This window comes from Paraburkholderia sp. CNPSo 3274 (genome assembly GCF_024206475.1).
GTDB lineage: Bacteria > Pseudomonadota > Gammaproteobacteria > Burkholderiales > Burkholderiaceae > Paraburkholderia.
This window is the reverse complement of sequence record NZ_JAMBPR010000074.1, coordinates 1-15155: the sequence shown is the minus strand read 5'-3', so window position 1 is coordinate 15155 and position 15155 is coordinate 1. Positions and strand designations below refer to the sequence as shown.

Genomic DNA, 15155 nt, shown 5'->3' with positions numbered 1-15155 from the left:
ATCATGTTCGGCAAATTGACATGGGCGGACGTGCCGCTGCACGAGCCCATCATCGCGGTCACCCTGGCGGGCATCGTGGCAGGCGGAGTGGCGGTTCTGGCCGCGCTCACCTGGTTCAAGAAATGGTCGGTGCTCTGGAACGACTGGATTACCACGGTTGACCACAAGCGCATTGGCGTCATGTACATCTTCGTGGCAATCGTGATGCTGGTCCGCGGCTTCGCCGACGCCATCATGATGCGAACACAGCTTGCGCTCGCCGGTCCCGGGCACCTGGGCTACCTGCCGCCGCATCACTATGACCAGATCTTCACGGCGCACGGCGTAATCATGATCTTCTTCGCGGCGACGCCGTTCGTCGTTGGCCTGATGAACATCGTCGTGCCGCTTCAGATCGGGGCTCGCGACATGGCGTATCCCTACCTGAACGCCTTCAGCTTCTGGCTGTTCGTCGTGGGTGTCGTGCTGGTCATGCTGTCGCTCGGCGTCGGCGAATTCGCGCAGACAGGCTGGGTCGCCTATCCACCATTGTCGGACATAAAGTTCAGTCCCGGAGTGGGGGTGGACTACTACATATGGTCGCTGCAGGCATCGGGTCTGGGAACGCTGTTGACGGGCGTGAACCTCTTCGTGACCATTCTCCGGATGCGCGCGCCGGGGATGACGCTGATGAAGATGCCGATCTTCACATGGACGGTGTTCGTCACCAGTGTGATCATCATTGCCGCCTTCCCGATCCTGACCGTTGCGCTGGCCGCGCTCGCGCTTGATCGCTACCTGGGCTTCCATTTTTATACGAATGAACTCGGCGGCAATCCGACCATGTACGTGAACCTCGTATGGGCGTGGGGGCACCCAGAGGTGTACATCCTCGTTCTCCCGTCATTCGGAATATTTTCCGAGGTTACCTCGACGTTCGCCCGCAAGAAGCTGTTCGGCTACAAGTCGATGGTGGGCGCGACGCTGGCAATCGGCATCCTGTCGTTCCTCGTCTGGCTGCACCACTTCTTCACGATGGGTTCGGGCGCGGACGTCAACAGCTTCTTCGGCATTATGACGATGATCATCGCCGTTCCGACCGGCGTGAAGATTTTCACGTGGCTGTTCACGATATATCGCGGGCGCGTCGAGTTCACGACGCCCATGCTCTGGACGCTGGCGTTCCTCGTGACGTTCACGATCGGCGGCATGACCGGCGTTCTGCTCGCCATTCCGGGGGCCGACTTCCTGCTTCACAACAGCCTGTTTCTCGTCGCCCACTTCCACAATACGGTCATCGCCGGCGGGTTGTTCGGCTATTTCGCCGGCTTGAACTACTGGTTCCCAAAGGCCTTCGGCTTCAAGCTCAACGAGCGTCTCGGCAAATATTCGTTCTGGTGCTGGGTCATTGGCTTCTATCTCGCGTTCATGCCGCTATACATGCTCGGCTTCATGGGCATGACCCGGCGCCTGAATCACTACGACAACCCCGCCTGGACGCCGTATCTCCAGGTCGCGTGGGTGGGCGCGGTCTTCATCCTTGCGGGGATTGGCCTCCTGATCGCGCAGATTGTCGTCAGTATCCGCGAGCGAAAGCAGAATCTCGACGTCACAGGCGATCCGTGGAATGCGCGCACGCTGGAGTGGTCGACGTCGTCGCCGCCGCCGTTCTACAACTTCGCCGTGGTGCCGCGCGTGGATACCGTCGATGCATTCCACGACGCGAAGAAGCGCGGACTGGCGCCGCGCACCAGGAAATACGAGCCGATTCATATGCCGCGCAGCACCGGTGTGCCGTTCATCCTAAGCGTATTCATCCTGCTGCTGTGTTTCGCGCTGATCTGGCACATCTGGTGGCTCGCGGGCACCAGCTTCGTTGCCACCATCGCGATGGTGATCATCCGCTCTTACGACGACGATACGGATTATTACGTTCCAGCCGCCGAAGTCGAACGGATCGAGAAAGCACACGTTCCTCTCATGAAACGAGATCTGAGCCATGTCTACGCAAACACTAATTGAAACAACCGGGACCGGGGAGGAGCACGCTCAGGATGGTCACGACACAGGCTCGCGCAAGGTGCTGGGCCTGTGGATCTACTTGATGTCGGATTGCATCCTGTTCGGTTCGCTGTTCGCGTCGTACGCGGTGTTGAGCGGCGCGTTTGCAGGCGGACCGGGCCCGAAGGACATCTTCGAGCTGCCGTACGTGCTAGCTGAGACGTTCGTGCTGCTACTTTCCAGCATCACCTGCGGCTACGCGATGCTTACCGTGCACCGGCGCGATCAGGGCGCCGTGCTCCGGTGGCTGAGTCTGACCTTCATTCTGGGCGCCGTCTTTGTCGGCATGGAAATACACGAGTTCCATCACCTGGTCTCGCTCGGCTTCGGGCCGCAGCGCAGCGGGTTCCTGTCAGGCTTCTTCGCGCTCGTCGGCACGCACGGACTGCACGTCGCGTCAGGTCTGCTCTGGATGGCCGTGGTCCTGCACCAGGTAGCGACCAAAGGACTGACGCCCACCAATGTGACACGCCTGTCGTGCCTGAGCCTTTTTTGGCACTTCCTGGATCTGGTCTGGATCTGCGTATTCACGATTGTCTATCTGATCGGAGTATTCTGACCATGGCGAACGCTGCGACCACCCGCGCCGGGCAAGCCCACGGCAGCGCTAAGTCCTACAACACAGGCTTTATCCTCTCGATCGTCCTGACGGTCATCCCGTTCGCGCTAGTCATGCATCCGATGCTGCCGCGTGCGACGACGCTGCTCGTGGTCGTGATATTCGCGGTCCTGCAACTGGTGGTGCACCTCGTGTACTTCCTGCACATGAGCCGTTCTTCTGAGGGCGGCTGGAACCTGATCAGCTTCGTGTTCACGCTCGTGATCCTCTTCATCGTCGTGGCGCTTTCGGTCTGGATCATCTGGAGCATGCACTTCAACATGATGATCCACTGATCCACCGCGCGCATCCGACGAAGAACACCCCGCACCATGTATCGACCTTACCTGCAACTGACTAAGCCCGGCATCGTGATCGGCAATCTCATCGCCGCCACGGGCGGTTTTCTGCTGGGTTCGCACGACAGCGTCGACTGGCTCCGGGGCGGTCTGGTGGCCGTCGGCGTCATGCTGGTCGTCGCGTCCGGGTGCGTGGTCAACAACGTGATCGACCGGGATATCGATGGCCTGATGGCCCGGACACGCAATCGCCCGATGGTGACCGGCAGCGTATCGGTGCCGTTCGCGTTGCTGTATGGCGTCGTGCTCGGTCTCGCGGGCATGGGCGTGCTCTACGCGGGCACGCGGTGCGCGCTGCCCCTCGCGCTGATACTCTTCGGCTACGCCGTGTATGTCGGGCTGTATAGCCTTTACATGAAGCGCAATTCGATTTACGGGACGCTGGTCGGCAGCATTGCCGGTGCGATACCGCCAGTGGCCGGATACTGTGCGGCGAGCACCAGGTTCGACGCTGCCGCCGTCACATTGCTAGTCATGTTTAGTCTCTGGCAGATGCCGCATTCGTATGCGATCGCCATCTTCCGGGCCCAGGATTATCGCGCGGCTTCGATTCCCGTTTTTCCGGTTGTCCGCGGTTTTGCGGCCGCGAAGCGCCACATGTTGGCCTACATTGTCGCCTTTACGGTGGCCACGCTGACGCTCGGCTTCCTCGGCTATGCTGGCAAGATCTATATGCTCGCCGCGCTGGTGGCGGGGTTGTACTGGTTCGGGCTTGGCGTTGCGGGACGCACCGCGGCAAACGAGGACAGATGGGCACGCAAGATCTTCTTTGCGTCGATCATCATCGTGAGCGTATTGAGCGCCGCGATGTCGGTGGACAGTTCCCAGCCCCAACCGCCGACCCATCTCGCGCTGCTTGCGAGGAATTAGAGCAGAAATTTCAGGTCTTTGGCGCTGTCCTCGGCACTTTCCTCATACTGCAGCGCGAAGCGCACCACGCCCGTGGTGTCGATTATGTAATCAAGTGCCGAGTGTTCCATCGTATACGAGTTGCCGGATGAGACTCTGCGGTAATACGCGCCAAAGGATCGGGTGGCCTCTGCTGTCTGCTGAGCGTCTCCGTATAGTCCAATGAACGTCGGATCGAACGCAGCAGTGTAGGCCTCCAGAATTGCCGGTGTGTCCCGCTCAGGATCGACCGTGATAAAGACGACCTTCAGCCTGTTTCCCTGATCTCCAAGCAGCCGCTTGATCTGTGCCGCGCGAGCTAGAGTCGCCGGACACACGTCCGGACACCGCGTGTATCCGAAGAGAAGCAAGACCACATTGCCCCGGAAGTCTTCCGGCGTTCGCGGATTGCCGTTGGTATCGCGCAGATGGAACGTCCCCGGTAGCTTCATCGAGGACAGGTCGACACCGTGCAGCTTCGATGAGATTCTTTTGCCGCACGCCGCCAAGGCGAGCAGGAGCGCAGCACCGAGCAGACGGCGGCGACGGGGTGACGGAGCACTTTGGGACGGACGGCGTTTCATGGCCTCGGACATGCTGAAACTCCATAAGTGGGAGGCAGGGGCGAAGCTGGTCGCTGCGGAGCGCAGCGTGTCGTTAGCGCGACCAACGATACGCCTCTATGCGTGCTGGCCGCGGGCGGTATTCCACGGGCAATAGCAGCCGACGGCGACCATCGGAGCAGGCTCGACATGCGCCCCTGCGACCAGCCTGTTGAGAATCGGCTCCGCGAAACTGTTGCTCGAACTGCAGACAAGACCCGCGCTGTAGGGTCCCGCGTAGGCGAGCTTTCCATCCGCAGCCCAAATTGCGATAGCGGGACTGGCCGGTATGCGCTCCATTCCTTCGATTCCCGGTAATGGCTTGACTTTGCCTCGCAGAAAGGCCGGTAACTGTCCGTGGGTACCGGGCTTGCGCACGCTGTAGAAGTCAATATCCGCGCCTCTGAACATCGTGATGAGATAGTTCAGGTGGGCGTCGGTATTCTCGTTACAGCTTGCGCAGTCGGGGTCCCAGAAATGCACGACACGAATGTGTCCGGTATTGCCTGCCAGGTCCGGCGGCAGACGCAGGTCGAAGTCTCGGAAGAGAACAGCGTGATTCGAGTAACTGGTCACTCCACCAACGCCGAAGTATCGCCACAGTGCAACGCCGGTCCCGACCAGTATGCATACAGCTGCACAGAGAAACAGGATGACCGGGCGGCGACGCAGCAGGGGAGCGGTTGATTGAGGGGGTTCCCCGGTATTGGCTGGAAACATGTGCGGCAGGCGAGGTATCGAGGCTTGTAATCAGCGGCGGAACCGACCATAGACGGTGTGGCCGACGAGTCGGTTGCCGCCCGCAAAGCGCAACAGGGTAGTGCGAGTTTCCCAGACTTCGGCCTCTGTGTGCCAACCGTGGCGAAAGGCCCTCCATGTAGTCTCTCGCGTCGATCGAGCCAGCTGCTTTGATGAAGTCCACATCATGGCTTCCGTCTACGAATGAATTTAAAGCAAGCCCCGCGCAGTCGCAATTGCACTTTGGGTTACATATGAGATGGCACTTCGTGCCACCGGTACGAAGGTTTACCTAAACCATTGTGCAATGGACCGGTGCGCCTCGTGCAACGTAGAGTTTCCGTCATGCCCCGCTGTCCACTGACGGCATCGGATGGGTGACTTTCGCGTTCATGCTGGTCCCGATTGGCCTCTTGTTCCCGGCGATGATCGGCTACAACTGTACCAACCCGCGATTTCCGTGGCGAGGTGAGCGGCAGGGCACACGCGGGAGGGTACGCGAATCAGTTAAACGGCTTGATTCCAGGAGCAGCCAATGAGGACGAGAGAGTACGCTGCAGAAGACGTTGCACGAGTCCAGGTCGAAATTCTCGAACAGTCTGAAAACATACTCCTTATCCGATGGGTGGAGCCCGGTCGATGCCACTATGGCGAGCAACGTTGGCGTCGTCGTTCCGCGAGGGTGTCGGGAGTGTGCGTTGTGTCGCAACGAGCAATCCGACGCGGCGATGCCGTATTTCGCCCGGCCGAGCGGCCCGTGCCGGCGAACGGATCGGCGATGATCTCTGTGGAGGCATTCAGGTTATTCGAAATAGTGCCAAGGGAATTCCGGTTGACGCGCGAACGCCGGCGACTGACTCACCAACCTAAGTGTGAGGCTGCGCAGGACGGGGACGACGAGTCCATCGAGCGCGACTAGCTGGCGCAAGACTTCGCAGCGCGGGAGTCAAGTCAACGGGATCCGGATCTCGCGTGTAGTCCGGATTCACTTCCGCATTTCCGGCGCCGCGCAGCAGCGCCGTTTCCTGGAGGTTCGCATTGCTGCTCGTGAAAGTCTCTCATTTGCTTCGATGTGCCGCGGTCGGCTCAGTGCTCGTCTCGAATGTGATTGACGCAAACGAGATTGGTAGCAGGCTGGATTGCCATTTCGGCGCCCACGAATTCATTGAACAGCTGGTCGAAGAAAAGGAGATCGATCCGCTACCGATGAATGTGTCAGGCAACTCGGTCAACGCGTATCGGCTGAGGCCGAATCAAAACTTGACTGCACTCGGATTCAAGGTGCGGGCTGTCTTTGGCTTCTCCCCGAACGACGAGATGTTCGCCCAGAAGAGCGGTGGAGGTGATCTGTCCCACCAGGTCTATGGTGTTGTCGTCCTGGCAGGGAAAGAGGCGGTTAGCGAACGCCTTCGTGAAACGGGAAGCCCGGCGACAGTCAAGGAAGTCATGCCGCTCGTCATGTCGGCCGTCGTTTGTGAGATATAGCTTGCCTTCGACCGCCCGCCGCCCCTCAACCGGTCGGGCTGTGCGGTCGAAATGTCGAGCGGTACGCGAAGGTCAACTCCGTTCCCTGCTTTTCCGGTTCACGTCCGCTTCGTACGAAATCGAATTTCGCGCTGACCTGCATGCCACGTTGTGCGCAGTAGTCTCGGGCACGGCCGACTGCCGTTCGATATGCTTCGGCCCACGAGAACCGAGCGCCCCGCGTGGTGACGGCGACGGCAAACACATTCGCCTTGTCCGTAGTGGTGACACCGGACGTAGTCGCGCAGGCCGCCATCGATAGCGCACAGGCAGCAAGCGACAAGCACATGAGTGGGTTTGAGCGACGCGAGATCGGCATCGCTGGGCAGATCTCCCGGAAAGCGACGAGATCAGTTTGTAGGCGAGGTCACATGCATGTGCACGGTCGCGGGGTCGAGATTGCTGGGTCGCTTGCGAGGTGAAAATACAGCAACGCAGTAAGGATCGCGATGCACATTGCGATTCCCGGGCATTTCGCATCGACGCTGTCGACCGCGCGGATCAGAACACCCCGCCGGCGCGCGGTAGTGTGAATGACCGGAGTCATGCTCCCTGGAATCCAATTCTTGCCAACGGGCACCAACATCCAGGTCGGCCGATACTTCCGATAGCTCGTTCCAGCGTTTTAGGCCGCCATGGGCCTCAATAGCAAACGTCAGCAGGTTCTTCATAACTTTACACTCCGAAGAAAAAATTGCTTTAGTCAGCCGAATGGTGGTTCTCGGCAATAACAACAACATTTGTAGATGGGACGAACAGCATTCGAGCGCTCAATCTCTTGCGGTCAGCTCATCGTCAGCACGATGCGAAACCGTGCTTTGCCAGTCTTCATTCTTTCGTACGCTTTCACCGCTTCCTCGAGCGGGACCTTCTCGATCATCGCGGAGACGCCGCTGAGCGCGCTGAACCGCAGTGTTGCGTCGCCAGTAGCTGGGTCGCCCGTCAGCGCGCCTGCGAGTGTCCGGCTCCCGAAGATAAGATCCGTATCCGAGACTTCGATCGGCTCGGAACCGACCCCGAGTACGATCGAGACACCTCCGGGGCGCAGGCCCTTGAAGGTCGCCGCGGTGGTCTTACCGCCGGCAGCCGTGACCAGAATGACCTTGGCACCGCCGAGCGACTGCAGTGCCTGCGCTGGGTCACTCGCAGCACTGTCGATGTAGTGGTGGGCACCAAGCTTCGTTGCCAGGTCAGCCTTGTCGCGGCCACGCGCAATTGCTGCCACCTCGAAGCCCATATGCCGGGCATATTGAACGGCCAGATGACCCAGGCCGCCGATACCGAGCACTGCGACCAGATCACCGGCCTTCGCTGGCGCGTTTCGCAGAGCGCTGAACGTCGTCAGTCCTGCGCATAGCAACGGTGCCGCATCGACCGAGGACAGATCGTCAGGAACCGATACGAGTCCGCTCGCTTTTGCAATCATCACTTCGGCGTATCCGCCGTCATGATGAATGCCGGTATATTCCTGATTCCGGCAGTTCACAAAGTCACCACTACGGCAAAACGCGCAGTAGCCGCAAGAGCCGCCAAGAAATCCAACACCTACGCGCTGACCGACGGCCCAACCCTGGACGCCGGAACCCAGCTCGTCGATTCGCCCAATGACCTCATGGCCGGGGACACGCGGCCAATCAATCGGAAACAGGCCTTCCACTGTGCCGGCATCAGAGTGGCAGACTCCGCACGCCTCGATGCGGATGCGCACCTTGCCGGGCCCCGGAGCTTGCAGTGTCTTCTGCGTCAGTTCCAGGCGCCCTGGGCTGACCGCCTGGACTGCGCGATAGGTTGATCTGAGTTCCACGGGTTTGCCTCCAAATCAGCTTGATTGCGAGTCAGCTACCAACACAGCGATGGCCCGGGTGTGAATCACGCGCGCGACGGCATGGATGCGGTATCGCACGAATGTCTTATAGGGCCGGTGATATCGAGGTGTGTGGTTTGGACATGACTTCAGTAGTTGAACCACAGGGAAAGTGTCTGGTTCTTTTCTTCCGAATAGGGAGGGAAAAGATGGTCGATGGCGACATTCGCCGGTGAAATCAACATGGACTTTGCGTGTGTCAACATGTCAAAGCCATACTTACCGTAATAGTGTCCAATCCCTGCCGGACCAACCCCGCCAAACGGCATGGTTGCGATGAAGAGGTGGATATTGACCTGATTGACCGCACCCCCGCCAAATGACAGTTCGCTGGTAAAGCGATCGATGGTCGCTTGATCCCGACTGAAAATGTAGGCGGCTAGTGGATGCGGGTTGGCGGAAATTTTTGAAAACGCCTCGTCCAACGACTTGTAAGTCAGGATCGGCAGGATCGGTCCAAAAATCTCGTCCTCCATGATTTCGTCATCCCACGAAACGGGATAGAGAATGGTCGGGTCAAGATGGCGAGCCTCTGGATCGGACGAGCCGCCGTATACGACTTTGGCTGGATCAAGGAGCGCAGCAAGTCGCGATACCTCCTTCGCGCTGACGATGCGCGAGTAATCCGGGTTACTCTTGGGGTCCAGCCCATAAAGCTCGACGACGCTCTTTTGGGCTTCCGCGACAAATGCTTCTGCGACCGACTCGTGCACGTAAGCATAGCCAGGCGAGGTGCACCATTGGCCTCCCCATGCCGTTGCTCCCCACACTATTTTCTTCGCTGCATCCGGAATATTCGCCGTCTGATCGACGATGGCAGGGTTCTGCCCGCCAAGTTCGAGAAGAACAGGCGTCAGGTTCTCGGCTGCCGCGTGCGCAACTATTTTGCCCACCTTCGTGCTGCCCGTGAAGAAGATAAAATCGAAGGGCAATTTCAGAAGCTCTCCAATTTCCTCGCGGTTGCCGCGAACAGCGACGACTGCCTGGGAATCGAAATAGATTTCGACAAGCTCCTGGAGCAAGCTAGAGGTTGCTGGTAATGCCTCGCTGAGTTTGAGGACACAGGTGTTGCCGGCAGCTAGCGCCGCAATCGCCGGTCGGAGCAGCAGCAGGAGGGGACCGTTGTATGGACCGATGACGAGCGCGACGCCATAGGGGTCGCGATAGACGACACCCTTATGACCGGACTCGGCAAGTGCCTTGGGAATGGGCATCTCAGTCGGCGTCATCCAGTCCTTCAGCTGGCTTTTCTGGTATTCGGTTTCAACGATGCAGGCAGCTGTTTCAAAAATATACTCCTGGCTCGCTGTCTTGAAGTCATGGGCAACTGCCTTTTGCAATGCATCTTCGTTTTCCGAGATCATCCGCCCCATGCGTTCAAGTTGCTCGACTCTCCATCCATAGGAACGAGTGATATTGCTGGCGAAATACGATTTTTGTGCGTCGAAAACACTCTGGAATCTTTTCATGCTTAGGTCCTTGAACATTCTTTGCGCGTTCACATCTGTCGCTACTGTGTGCCGGGTCCCTCCGAGGGGGACTAGCCCCCGCGGGGGCTTCCTTCGCGGCGAAGGATTTTCGGGGGCGACCGGGTGTTTTCCTCGGGGGTAAGGTGGAAGTTTGATTTCTGGGACTTACAGTGCTGTTGCATACCGCGGTGCAGGGACATCGTTCGACAGATCGCGCGACATCGTGCGCCGGGCGGCTTCATAGGCCTCCCATTTTTCGCCGGCATGCAATGACGGGATGGTGACGAGCTCGCGGCGGTCGAAGCCCGTCAAAGCCGCGTCCACCATGTCAGAGGCAGACATGACGATTCCTTCGGGCAAATGCTCGATCGGGAGCCCGCCGCTCTGCCAGAAGTCGGTGGCGGTTGCTCCGGGCAGCACGGCTTGCACCTGTACGCCCTTGTCAGCGAGTTCGTGGTGCAACGACTGGCTGAAGGCGAGAACAAAGGCCTTGCTGCCGCCGTAGACGCCGTTGAGCGTCTCTGGCGAGATCGCGACGATCGACGAGATGTTGATCACTGCACCCGTGCCGCGCGCAATGAAGCCCGGGACAGCCGCGTACGTGAGGCGGGTGAGGGCGGTGACGTTCAGATCGATCATCCGGGTCATCGCGTCGATATCGCTTTCCAGCAGCGGCGTATGCGTACCCACACCTGCGTTGTTGACGAGCAGCGTGACGCTTGCGTCCTGTTTCAGTTTCTCTTCAACGGCGGCAAGCGCCACGCCATCCCTGAGGTCGGCGTCGACGATTTCAACACTTTGGCGCGTGTCGTTCGTGATGCGGTCGGCGAGGGCGATCAGCCGGTCGCGGTTTCGGGCGACCAGAATCAGGTCGTAGCCACGGCGTGCCAGTCGATCTGCGTAGACTGCGCCGAGACCCGACGACGCGCCTGTAATGAGGGCTGTACCTTGGTGTGTCTGGGGCATGATTTCACTCCGTTGCGAAGGTGATTGATAAACGCGTGATTGCATTCTGGTTTTGTTTCGTCGGAACAGAAATGACGGAATTCGGGTTGGTTTAGGACACGTCCGGTGGAAAACGGACGTGCACCGACTCGGCTTTCTGATTCGCCTCGACGCTGGCAAGACCTGAGCGGTTGTTGAGGTTCGGATGATTTCAACGCGTTGTTGCGTTTCGTATGATGCGGTCGGCGAGGGCGATCATCGGCGCTCGCCCAATCCACGTTGTCAGTGCGTGCCCGCAGCGGCGTCGTTCGATCCGCCACCCTTGCCTGGCTTGGTGATCCAGATGAGCGGGATAATGACGATCATGATGACCGCCGCGGCATAAAACACGTCGTTCAGCCCTAACATAGCCGCCTGTGTCTGTACCGTACGATCGAACAATGCATACGACGCGCCTCTTCCCAGACCAAGCAACGAATGGTAGGCATCGATTTGCGCGTTGAACATCGGGTTGGTCGGACTTGACTGCTGCGTCAGGATTTCATGGTGCATGATCGTCCGGTTGTTCCACACGACACCCGCGATAGACGTGCCGACGCCACCGAAAAACATGCGCGCGAAGGTGGAGACGCCGGCGGCTGCGGGCACTCTTTCAGGCGGTTGCCCTGACAGGATGATCGTGGTCAGCGGGGCGAAGAACAGCGCCATCGGAATGCCTTGCAGCAGGGTCGGCAGGACGATGTAGCCTTCGCTGATATCCGTGTAGAAAAACGAACGCATGTAATAGACGATCGCGAAGCTGACGAACGCGCATGTCCCGATGATGCGTGCATCGGAACGCGGCAGAATTTTCCCCATGATCGGTGCGCCGATCACCGCAAAAAATCCCAGTGGCGCCGTCGCTAGCCCTGCATCCAATGACCGGTAACCCAGATACTCCTGCATCCACTGCGGAAGCAACACCAGCGTTCCAAAGAAGACGCCATACGCAACGGCAAGCGAAACCGTACCGCCGAGAAAGTTACGCTGCTTGAAGAGCGTCAGGTCGACAATCGGGTTCTTGTCCGTCAGCTCCCAGACAATGAAGAACGCCAGCCCCACCACGGCAACGATAGTCAGGATAACGATCGTGTTCGAGGAGAACCAGTCCAGATCCTTACCCTTGTCCAGCATTATCTGGAGCGCCGCCACCCATACGATCAGCAGCAGCAGTCCGACGACATCGACGGGAAGCTTTCGGGTCGGCGTGTCGCGCTTACGATACAGCGTCCACACCATTGCGGCAGCAAATAGCCCGACCGGGATATTGACATAGAAGATCCATGACCAGCTATAGCTGTCCGTCACCCAACCGCCGAGTGTCGGCCCCACGATCGGACCGGCCACCATGATCATCGAGAATAGCGAGAGGGCCAGTGAGGATTTCGCCCTGGGCCAGGAACTAAGCAGCAGCGCCTGGGACATCGGAATCAGCGGTCCGGCCACGGCGCCCTGCAGCACGCGCGCAAAGAGCAGCATCGGTAGTGACGGCGCAATTCCGCACAGCCACGACGCCATGACGAACAACAGAATCGAACCGACGAACAGGCGTACCTGGCCCAGCCGCTGGGTCAGCCAGCCGGTCAAGGGTATGGATACGGAGTTCGCGGCGGCAAATACGGTGATGACCCACGTGCCTTCGTCGACCGATACACCCAGGTTTCCTGAGATGGTCGGAATGGCGACGTTGGCGATCGACGAATCAAGTACGGTCATGAAGCCCGCAAGGCCCACACTTAGCGAGCCCAACGCAAGTGTCGCCCCCGTAAGCGGCGGGTGGTTCAGTTGCTCGGTGGTCATGGTGATAGTCCTGCTATCGCGTGTCTGACGAGCGGGGCACAGCGACTCTCACGTGCCCCGGACCAATGAGAGAAGCTCATTCGTTCTTCGCGATGATGCGTGCGATCGCCGAATCCGCTTCGTCGCCGTACTTTGCGAATACGTCGGTGTTGTACGTCGACGCCGGATCGGTGCCGAGCCGCGGATCAGCAGAGTCCTTAACGTCGATATCCACGTTCATCGACAGCCCCACCCGCAGCGGATGCTTCTCCAGCTCCTCAGGCAGAATCTCGATCCGCACCGGGAGCCGTTGCACCACCTTGATCCAGTTACCCGTCGCGTTCTGCGCCGGCAACAGCGCCAGGGCCGACCCGGTGCCCGGCGTAAAGCCCACCACCTTGCCGTGATAGACGACAGAGGTGCCATATACGTCGGCGGTCAGCTCGACCGGTTGTCCAACCCGGATATGACGAAGCTGCCACTCCTTGAAGTTCGCATCGACCCAAACCTGCTCGAGTGGGACCACGGACATCAGCGCTGCGCCAGGGGAAACTCGCTGGCCCACCTGAACTGTTCGTTGTGCGACATATCCTGTGACGGGTGCCGGCAACGTGGTGCGTGCATAAGCCAGGTAGGCGTCGCGGACTCGTGCGGCGCTCGCCAGTACGTCCGGATGGTTCTCGATCGACGTATTGGCCGTCAATGCGTGATTGGCACCGAGCTGTTGCCGGGCAACATCTAGCGCCGCTTGAGCCGACCTGACGGCATCGCGGGCGTGCGAGATCTCCTCGTCTGACACGGCCCCGGTCATGCCTGTGGAAAGTCGGCGCTTCAAGTCGTCCTGTGCCTTCGAAAGATCCGTCTGGCGTTCGGCGATAGCTGCACGAAATTTGTCATCGTCGACATACAGGCCATGGACTCTGCGAACGGTTTGACCCAAATTGGCCTCGGCCTGTTGCAAGGCAATCCTGGCGTCCGCGGGGTCAATCTGAACGATCGGCTCGCCCTTCTTGACGATTTGCGTATTGTCCGCATTGACCCCGATGACAGTGCCCGTGATCTGGGGCGTGATTTGCACGACGTTACCGTTCACGTAGGCGTCGTCAGTGTCCACGTGATAGCGCGCGTCGAGGAAATAGTAGGCACCATACGCAGCCCCCGCGATCGCCAGGGAAGCGACAAGCAGTACAAGCAGGAATTTGCGCTTACCGGGTTTCTTTGCCGGCTCGTTGGCCGACGGTGGCTGAGGGGTGTTCATCGATAGCTCCGGCAAAGTTGAACGTAGGCCGTCCGTCACCACGCCTGACGGCCAGTCGGTCGATTCAGTGGGTAGCGACGTCATCGTACGGCGCGGGAATCGGTGTTTCGGTGTTTGCCGCAAGGCCCTCGCGCGCTGCATTGAAGCCGCCTCCGAGCGCCTTGATCAGGCCTATTTGCTTGTCGCGGCGGCCCATCTCGAGGTTGACGACTGCCGTTTCGGCAGCGAGACGGTTGTCGTCCGCATTCAGCACCTGCAACTGCTGATTCAACCCCGCCTTGTAGCGAACCAATGCCAACTGATACGCCTTGGTCTGCGCGTCCAGCGCCTGCCGCGCGTCCACCAGCTGACGGTCGTCCGAGCGGATCTGCGTGACCTGCGTGGAGACATCGGACAGAGCGTTGATCAGAGTCTGGTTGTAGGTCGCGACGTCGTAATCGAAATCTGCATAGCGGCCCTTCAGTTGGGCGCGCAAGGCACCTGCATCGAAGATGGGCAGATGAATCGCAGGTCCCGCCTGAAGCTGACGACTACCGGCCGTCAGGAACCGTCCCCAGCCGAACGCGACGAGTCCCACAGCTGCGGAAAGATTGATGTCCGGGTAGAATTCGGCCTTCGCTTCCTTCACATCGTGAACGGCTGCATCCACTTGCCAGTAGGCCGCCACGATGTCCGGCCGGCGTGAAATGAGGTCGGCGGGAAGGTTGTCCGGCAACGCGAACTCGGCAACGTCTCCTGGCGATGGCTGCGCGATCGTCAATCCACGGTCCGGCCCCTTGCCAAGCAACGCACCCAGTTGGTAGTACTACTGTGTCATATAAGTAACTGCGCGATCTACTGTCGTACAGCAAGAAAGCCATCGTTGCATGAGCCCTTGTCCAAGCAGGATGCGCAATGTAGTAATGGAATCAGGAACGTGGCGCTGAGCGCGCTGGACTGCCCCGGGGGATGTAATCCGAGGGAAGGGCAGGCAGCGCGCGTTCAAGGAAGTTTTTTTTACCATGTCCACCTGATTGCATTCTGAGTCGTTGAGCCATCAGAAACCCATACGC

Annotated in this window: 13 protein-coding genes and 3 pseudogenes; 6 read left to right on the top strand and 10 right to left on the bottom strand. The window is 59.3% G+C overall.

The genetic code is table 11. From position 1 onward, the window contains the following. Window positions 1–3 precede the first annotated feature (3 nt). The 4 genes from cyoB to cyoE are packed head-to-tail and all read left to right on the top strand — an operon-like array spanning window position 4 to window position 3867. Window positions 4–2001 carry a cytochrome o ubiquinol oxidase subunit I gene (gene cyoB, locus M3I54_RS35240; RefSeq protein ID WP_254344131.1) on the top strand — a complete coding sequence of 666 codons (1998 nt, stop codon included), beginning with the start codon at window positions 4–6 and terminating at the stop codon, window positions 1999–2001. Further along, entirely contained in the window at window positions 1979–2599 is a 621-nt protein-coding gene (gene cyoC / locus M3I54_RS35235; RefSeq protein WP_254344129.1) for a cytochrome o ubiquinol oxidase subunit III, read from the top strand. Before cyoB ends, cyoC begins: the two co-directional genes overlap by 23 nt. Before the next feature lie 2 nt (window positions 2600–2601). Next, window positions 2602–2934: a cytochrome o ubiquinol oxidase subunit IV gene (cyoD, locus tag M3I54_RS35230; RefSeq protein WP_254344127.1), complete on the top strand. Its 333-nt coding sequence runs from the start codon at window positions 2602–2604 to the stop codon at window positions 2932–2934. A 36-nt stretch (window positions 2935–2970) separates the two neighbouring features. Beyond that, window positions 2971–3867 (top strand): heme o synthase, encoded by an 897-nt coding sequence (gene cyoE / locus M3I54_RS35225; RefSeq protein ID WP_254344124.1) that lies wholly within the window; start codon window positions 2971–2973, stop codon window positions 3865–3867. On the opposite strand, the gene M3I54_RS35220 is transcribed toward cyoE, so the two are convergent. Both M3I54_RS35220 and M3I54_RS35215 read right to left on the bottom strand, forming a co-directional pair. Continuing rightward, window positions 3864–4481 (bottom strand): SCO family protein, encoded by a 618-nt coding sequence (locus M3I54_RS35220; protein WP_254344122.1) that lies wholly within the window; start codon window positions 4479–4481, stop codon window positions 3864–3866. The genes cyoE and M3I54_RS35220 overlap by 4 nt on opposite strands. Before the next feature lie 84 nt (window positions 4482–4565). Continuing rightward, window positions 4566–5063, bottom strand: a complete 498-nt coding sequence (locus tag M3I54_RS35215) for a DUF6436 domain-containing protein (RefSeq protein ID WP_254344120.1) — start codon at window positions 5061–5063, stop codon at window positions 4566–4568. A gap of 697 nt (window positions 5064–5760) precedes the next feature. On the opposite strand from M3I54_RS35215, the pseudogene M3I54_RS35210 reads away from it, so the two are divergent. Further along, window positions 5761–6018: pseudogene (locus M3I54_RS35210) on the top strand (DUF3331 domain-containing protein); the annotation flags it as partial. 254 nt (window positions 6019–6272) lie between these two features. Further along, window positions 6273–6710, top strand: coding sequence for a hypothetical protein (locus M3I54_RS35205; protein WP_254344173.1), 438 nt, complete (start codon window positions 6273–6275; stop codon window positions 6708–6710). Between the two features lie 389 nt (window positions 6711–7099). Here M3I54_RS35205 and M3I54_RS35200 read toward each other — a convergent pair whose 3' ends face one another. The 8 genes and pseudogenes from M3I54_RS35200 to M3I54_RS35165 all read right to left on the bottom strand — a co-directional run. Beyond that, the gene (locus M3I54_RS35200; protein WP_254344117.1) at window positions 7100–7420 is read right to left on the bottom strand and encodes a hypothetical protein; all 321 of its coding nucleotides are present in this window, start codon (window positions 7418–7420) and stop codon (window positions 7100–7102) included. A 113-nt stretch (window positions 7421–7533) separates the two neighbouring features. Continuing rightward, the gene (locus tag M3I54_RS35195; RefSeq protein ID WP_254344116.1) at window positions 7534–8553 is read right to left on the bottom strand and encodes an alcohol dehydrogenase; all 1020 of its coding nucleotides are present in this window, start codon (window positions 8551–8553) and stop codon (window positions 7534–7536) included. A gap of 149 nt (window positions 8554–8702) precedes the next feature. Beyond that, window positions 8703–10082: an aldehyde dehydrogenase family protein gene (locus tag M3I54_RS35190; RefSeq protein ID WP_254344114.1), complete on the bottom strand. Its 1380-nt coding sequence runs from the start codon at window positions 10080–10082 to the stop codon at window positions 8703–8705. A 165-nt stretch (window positions 10083–10247) separates the two neighbouring features. After that, the gene (locus tag M3I54_RS35185) at window positions 10248–11048 is read right to left on the bottom strand and encodes an SDR family oxidoreductase (RefSeq protein ID WP_254344172.1); all 801 of its coding nucleotides are present in this window, start codon (window positions 11046–11048) and stop codon (window positions 10248–10250) included. Window positions 11049–11309: 261 nt separating this feature from the next. Then, complete coding sequence (locus M3I54_RS35180; protein WP_254344111.1) at window positions 11310–12866, bottom strand: DHA2 family efflux MFS transporter permease subunit; 1557 nt, start codon at window positions 12864–12866, stop codon at window positions 11310–11312. A gap of 76 nt (window positions 12867–12942) precedes the next feature. After that, window positions 12943–14103 carry an efflux RND transporter periplasmic adaptor subunit gene (locus tag M3I54_RS35175; RefSeq protein ID WP_254344109.1) on the bottom strand — a complete coding sequence of 387 codons (1161 nt, stop codon included), beginning with the start codon at window positions 14101–14103 and terminating at the stop codon, window positions 12943–12945. 64 nt (window positions 14104–14167) lie between these two features. Continuing rightward, window positions 14168–14905 (bottom strand): annotated as a pseudogene (locus M3I54_RS35170) (efflux transporter outer membrane subunit); the annotation flags it as partial. 106 nt (window positions 14906–15011) lie between these two features. Continuing rightward, a pseudogene (locus tag M3I54_RS35165) lies at window positions 15012–15155 on the bottom strand (IS701 family transposase); the annotation flags it as partial.

What these genes read in the sequence shown, in the direction of transcription:
- M3I54_RS35180 (WP_254344111.1), bottom strand. Translation starts at nt 12,866, where the DNA reads ATGACCACCGAGCAACTGAACCACCCGCCGCTTACGGGGGCGACACTT.
- M3I54_RS35220 (WP_254344122.1), bottom strand. Translation starts at nt 4,481, where the DNA reads ATGTCCGAGGCCATGAAACGCCGTCCGTCCCAAAGTGCTCCGTCACCC.
- cyoD (WP_254344127.1), top strand. Translation starts at nt 2,602, where the DNA reads ATGGCGAACGCTGCGACCACCCGCGCCGGGCAAGCCCACGGCAGCGCT.
- M3I54_RS35175 (WP_254344109.1), bottom strand. Translation starts at nt 14,103, where the DNA reads ATGAACACCCCTCAGCCACCGTCGGCCAACGAGCCGGCAAAGAAACCC.
- cyoE (WP_254344124.1), top strand. Translation starts at nt 2,971, where the DNA reads ATGTATCGACCTTACCTGCAACTGACTAAGCCCGGCATCGTGATCGGC.
- M3I54_RS35190 (WP_254344114.1), bottom strand. Translation starts at nt 10,082, where the DNA reads ATGAAAAGATTCCAGAGTGTTTTCGACGCACAAAAATCGTATTTCGCC.
- cyoC (WP_254344129.1), top strand. Translation starts at nt 1,979, where the DNA reads ATGTCTACGCAAACACTAATTGAAACAACCGGGACCGGGGAGGAGCAC.
- M3I54_RS35185 (WP_254344172.1), bottom strand. Translation starts at nt 11,048, where the DNA reads ATGCCCCAGACACACCAAGGTACAGCCCTCATTACAGGCGCGTCGTCG.
- M3I54_RS35200 (WP_254344117.1), bottom strand. Translation starts at nt 7,420, where the DNA reads ATGAAGAACCTGCTGACGTTTGCTATTGAGGCCCATGGCGGCCTAAAA.
- cyoB (WP_254344131.1), top strand. Translation starts at nt 4, where the DNA reads ATGTTCGGCAAATTGACATGGGCGGACGTGCCGCTGCACGAGCCCATC.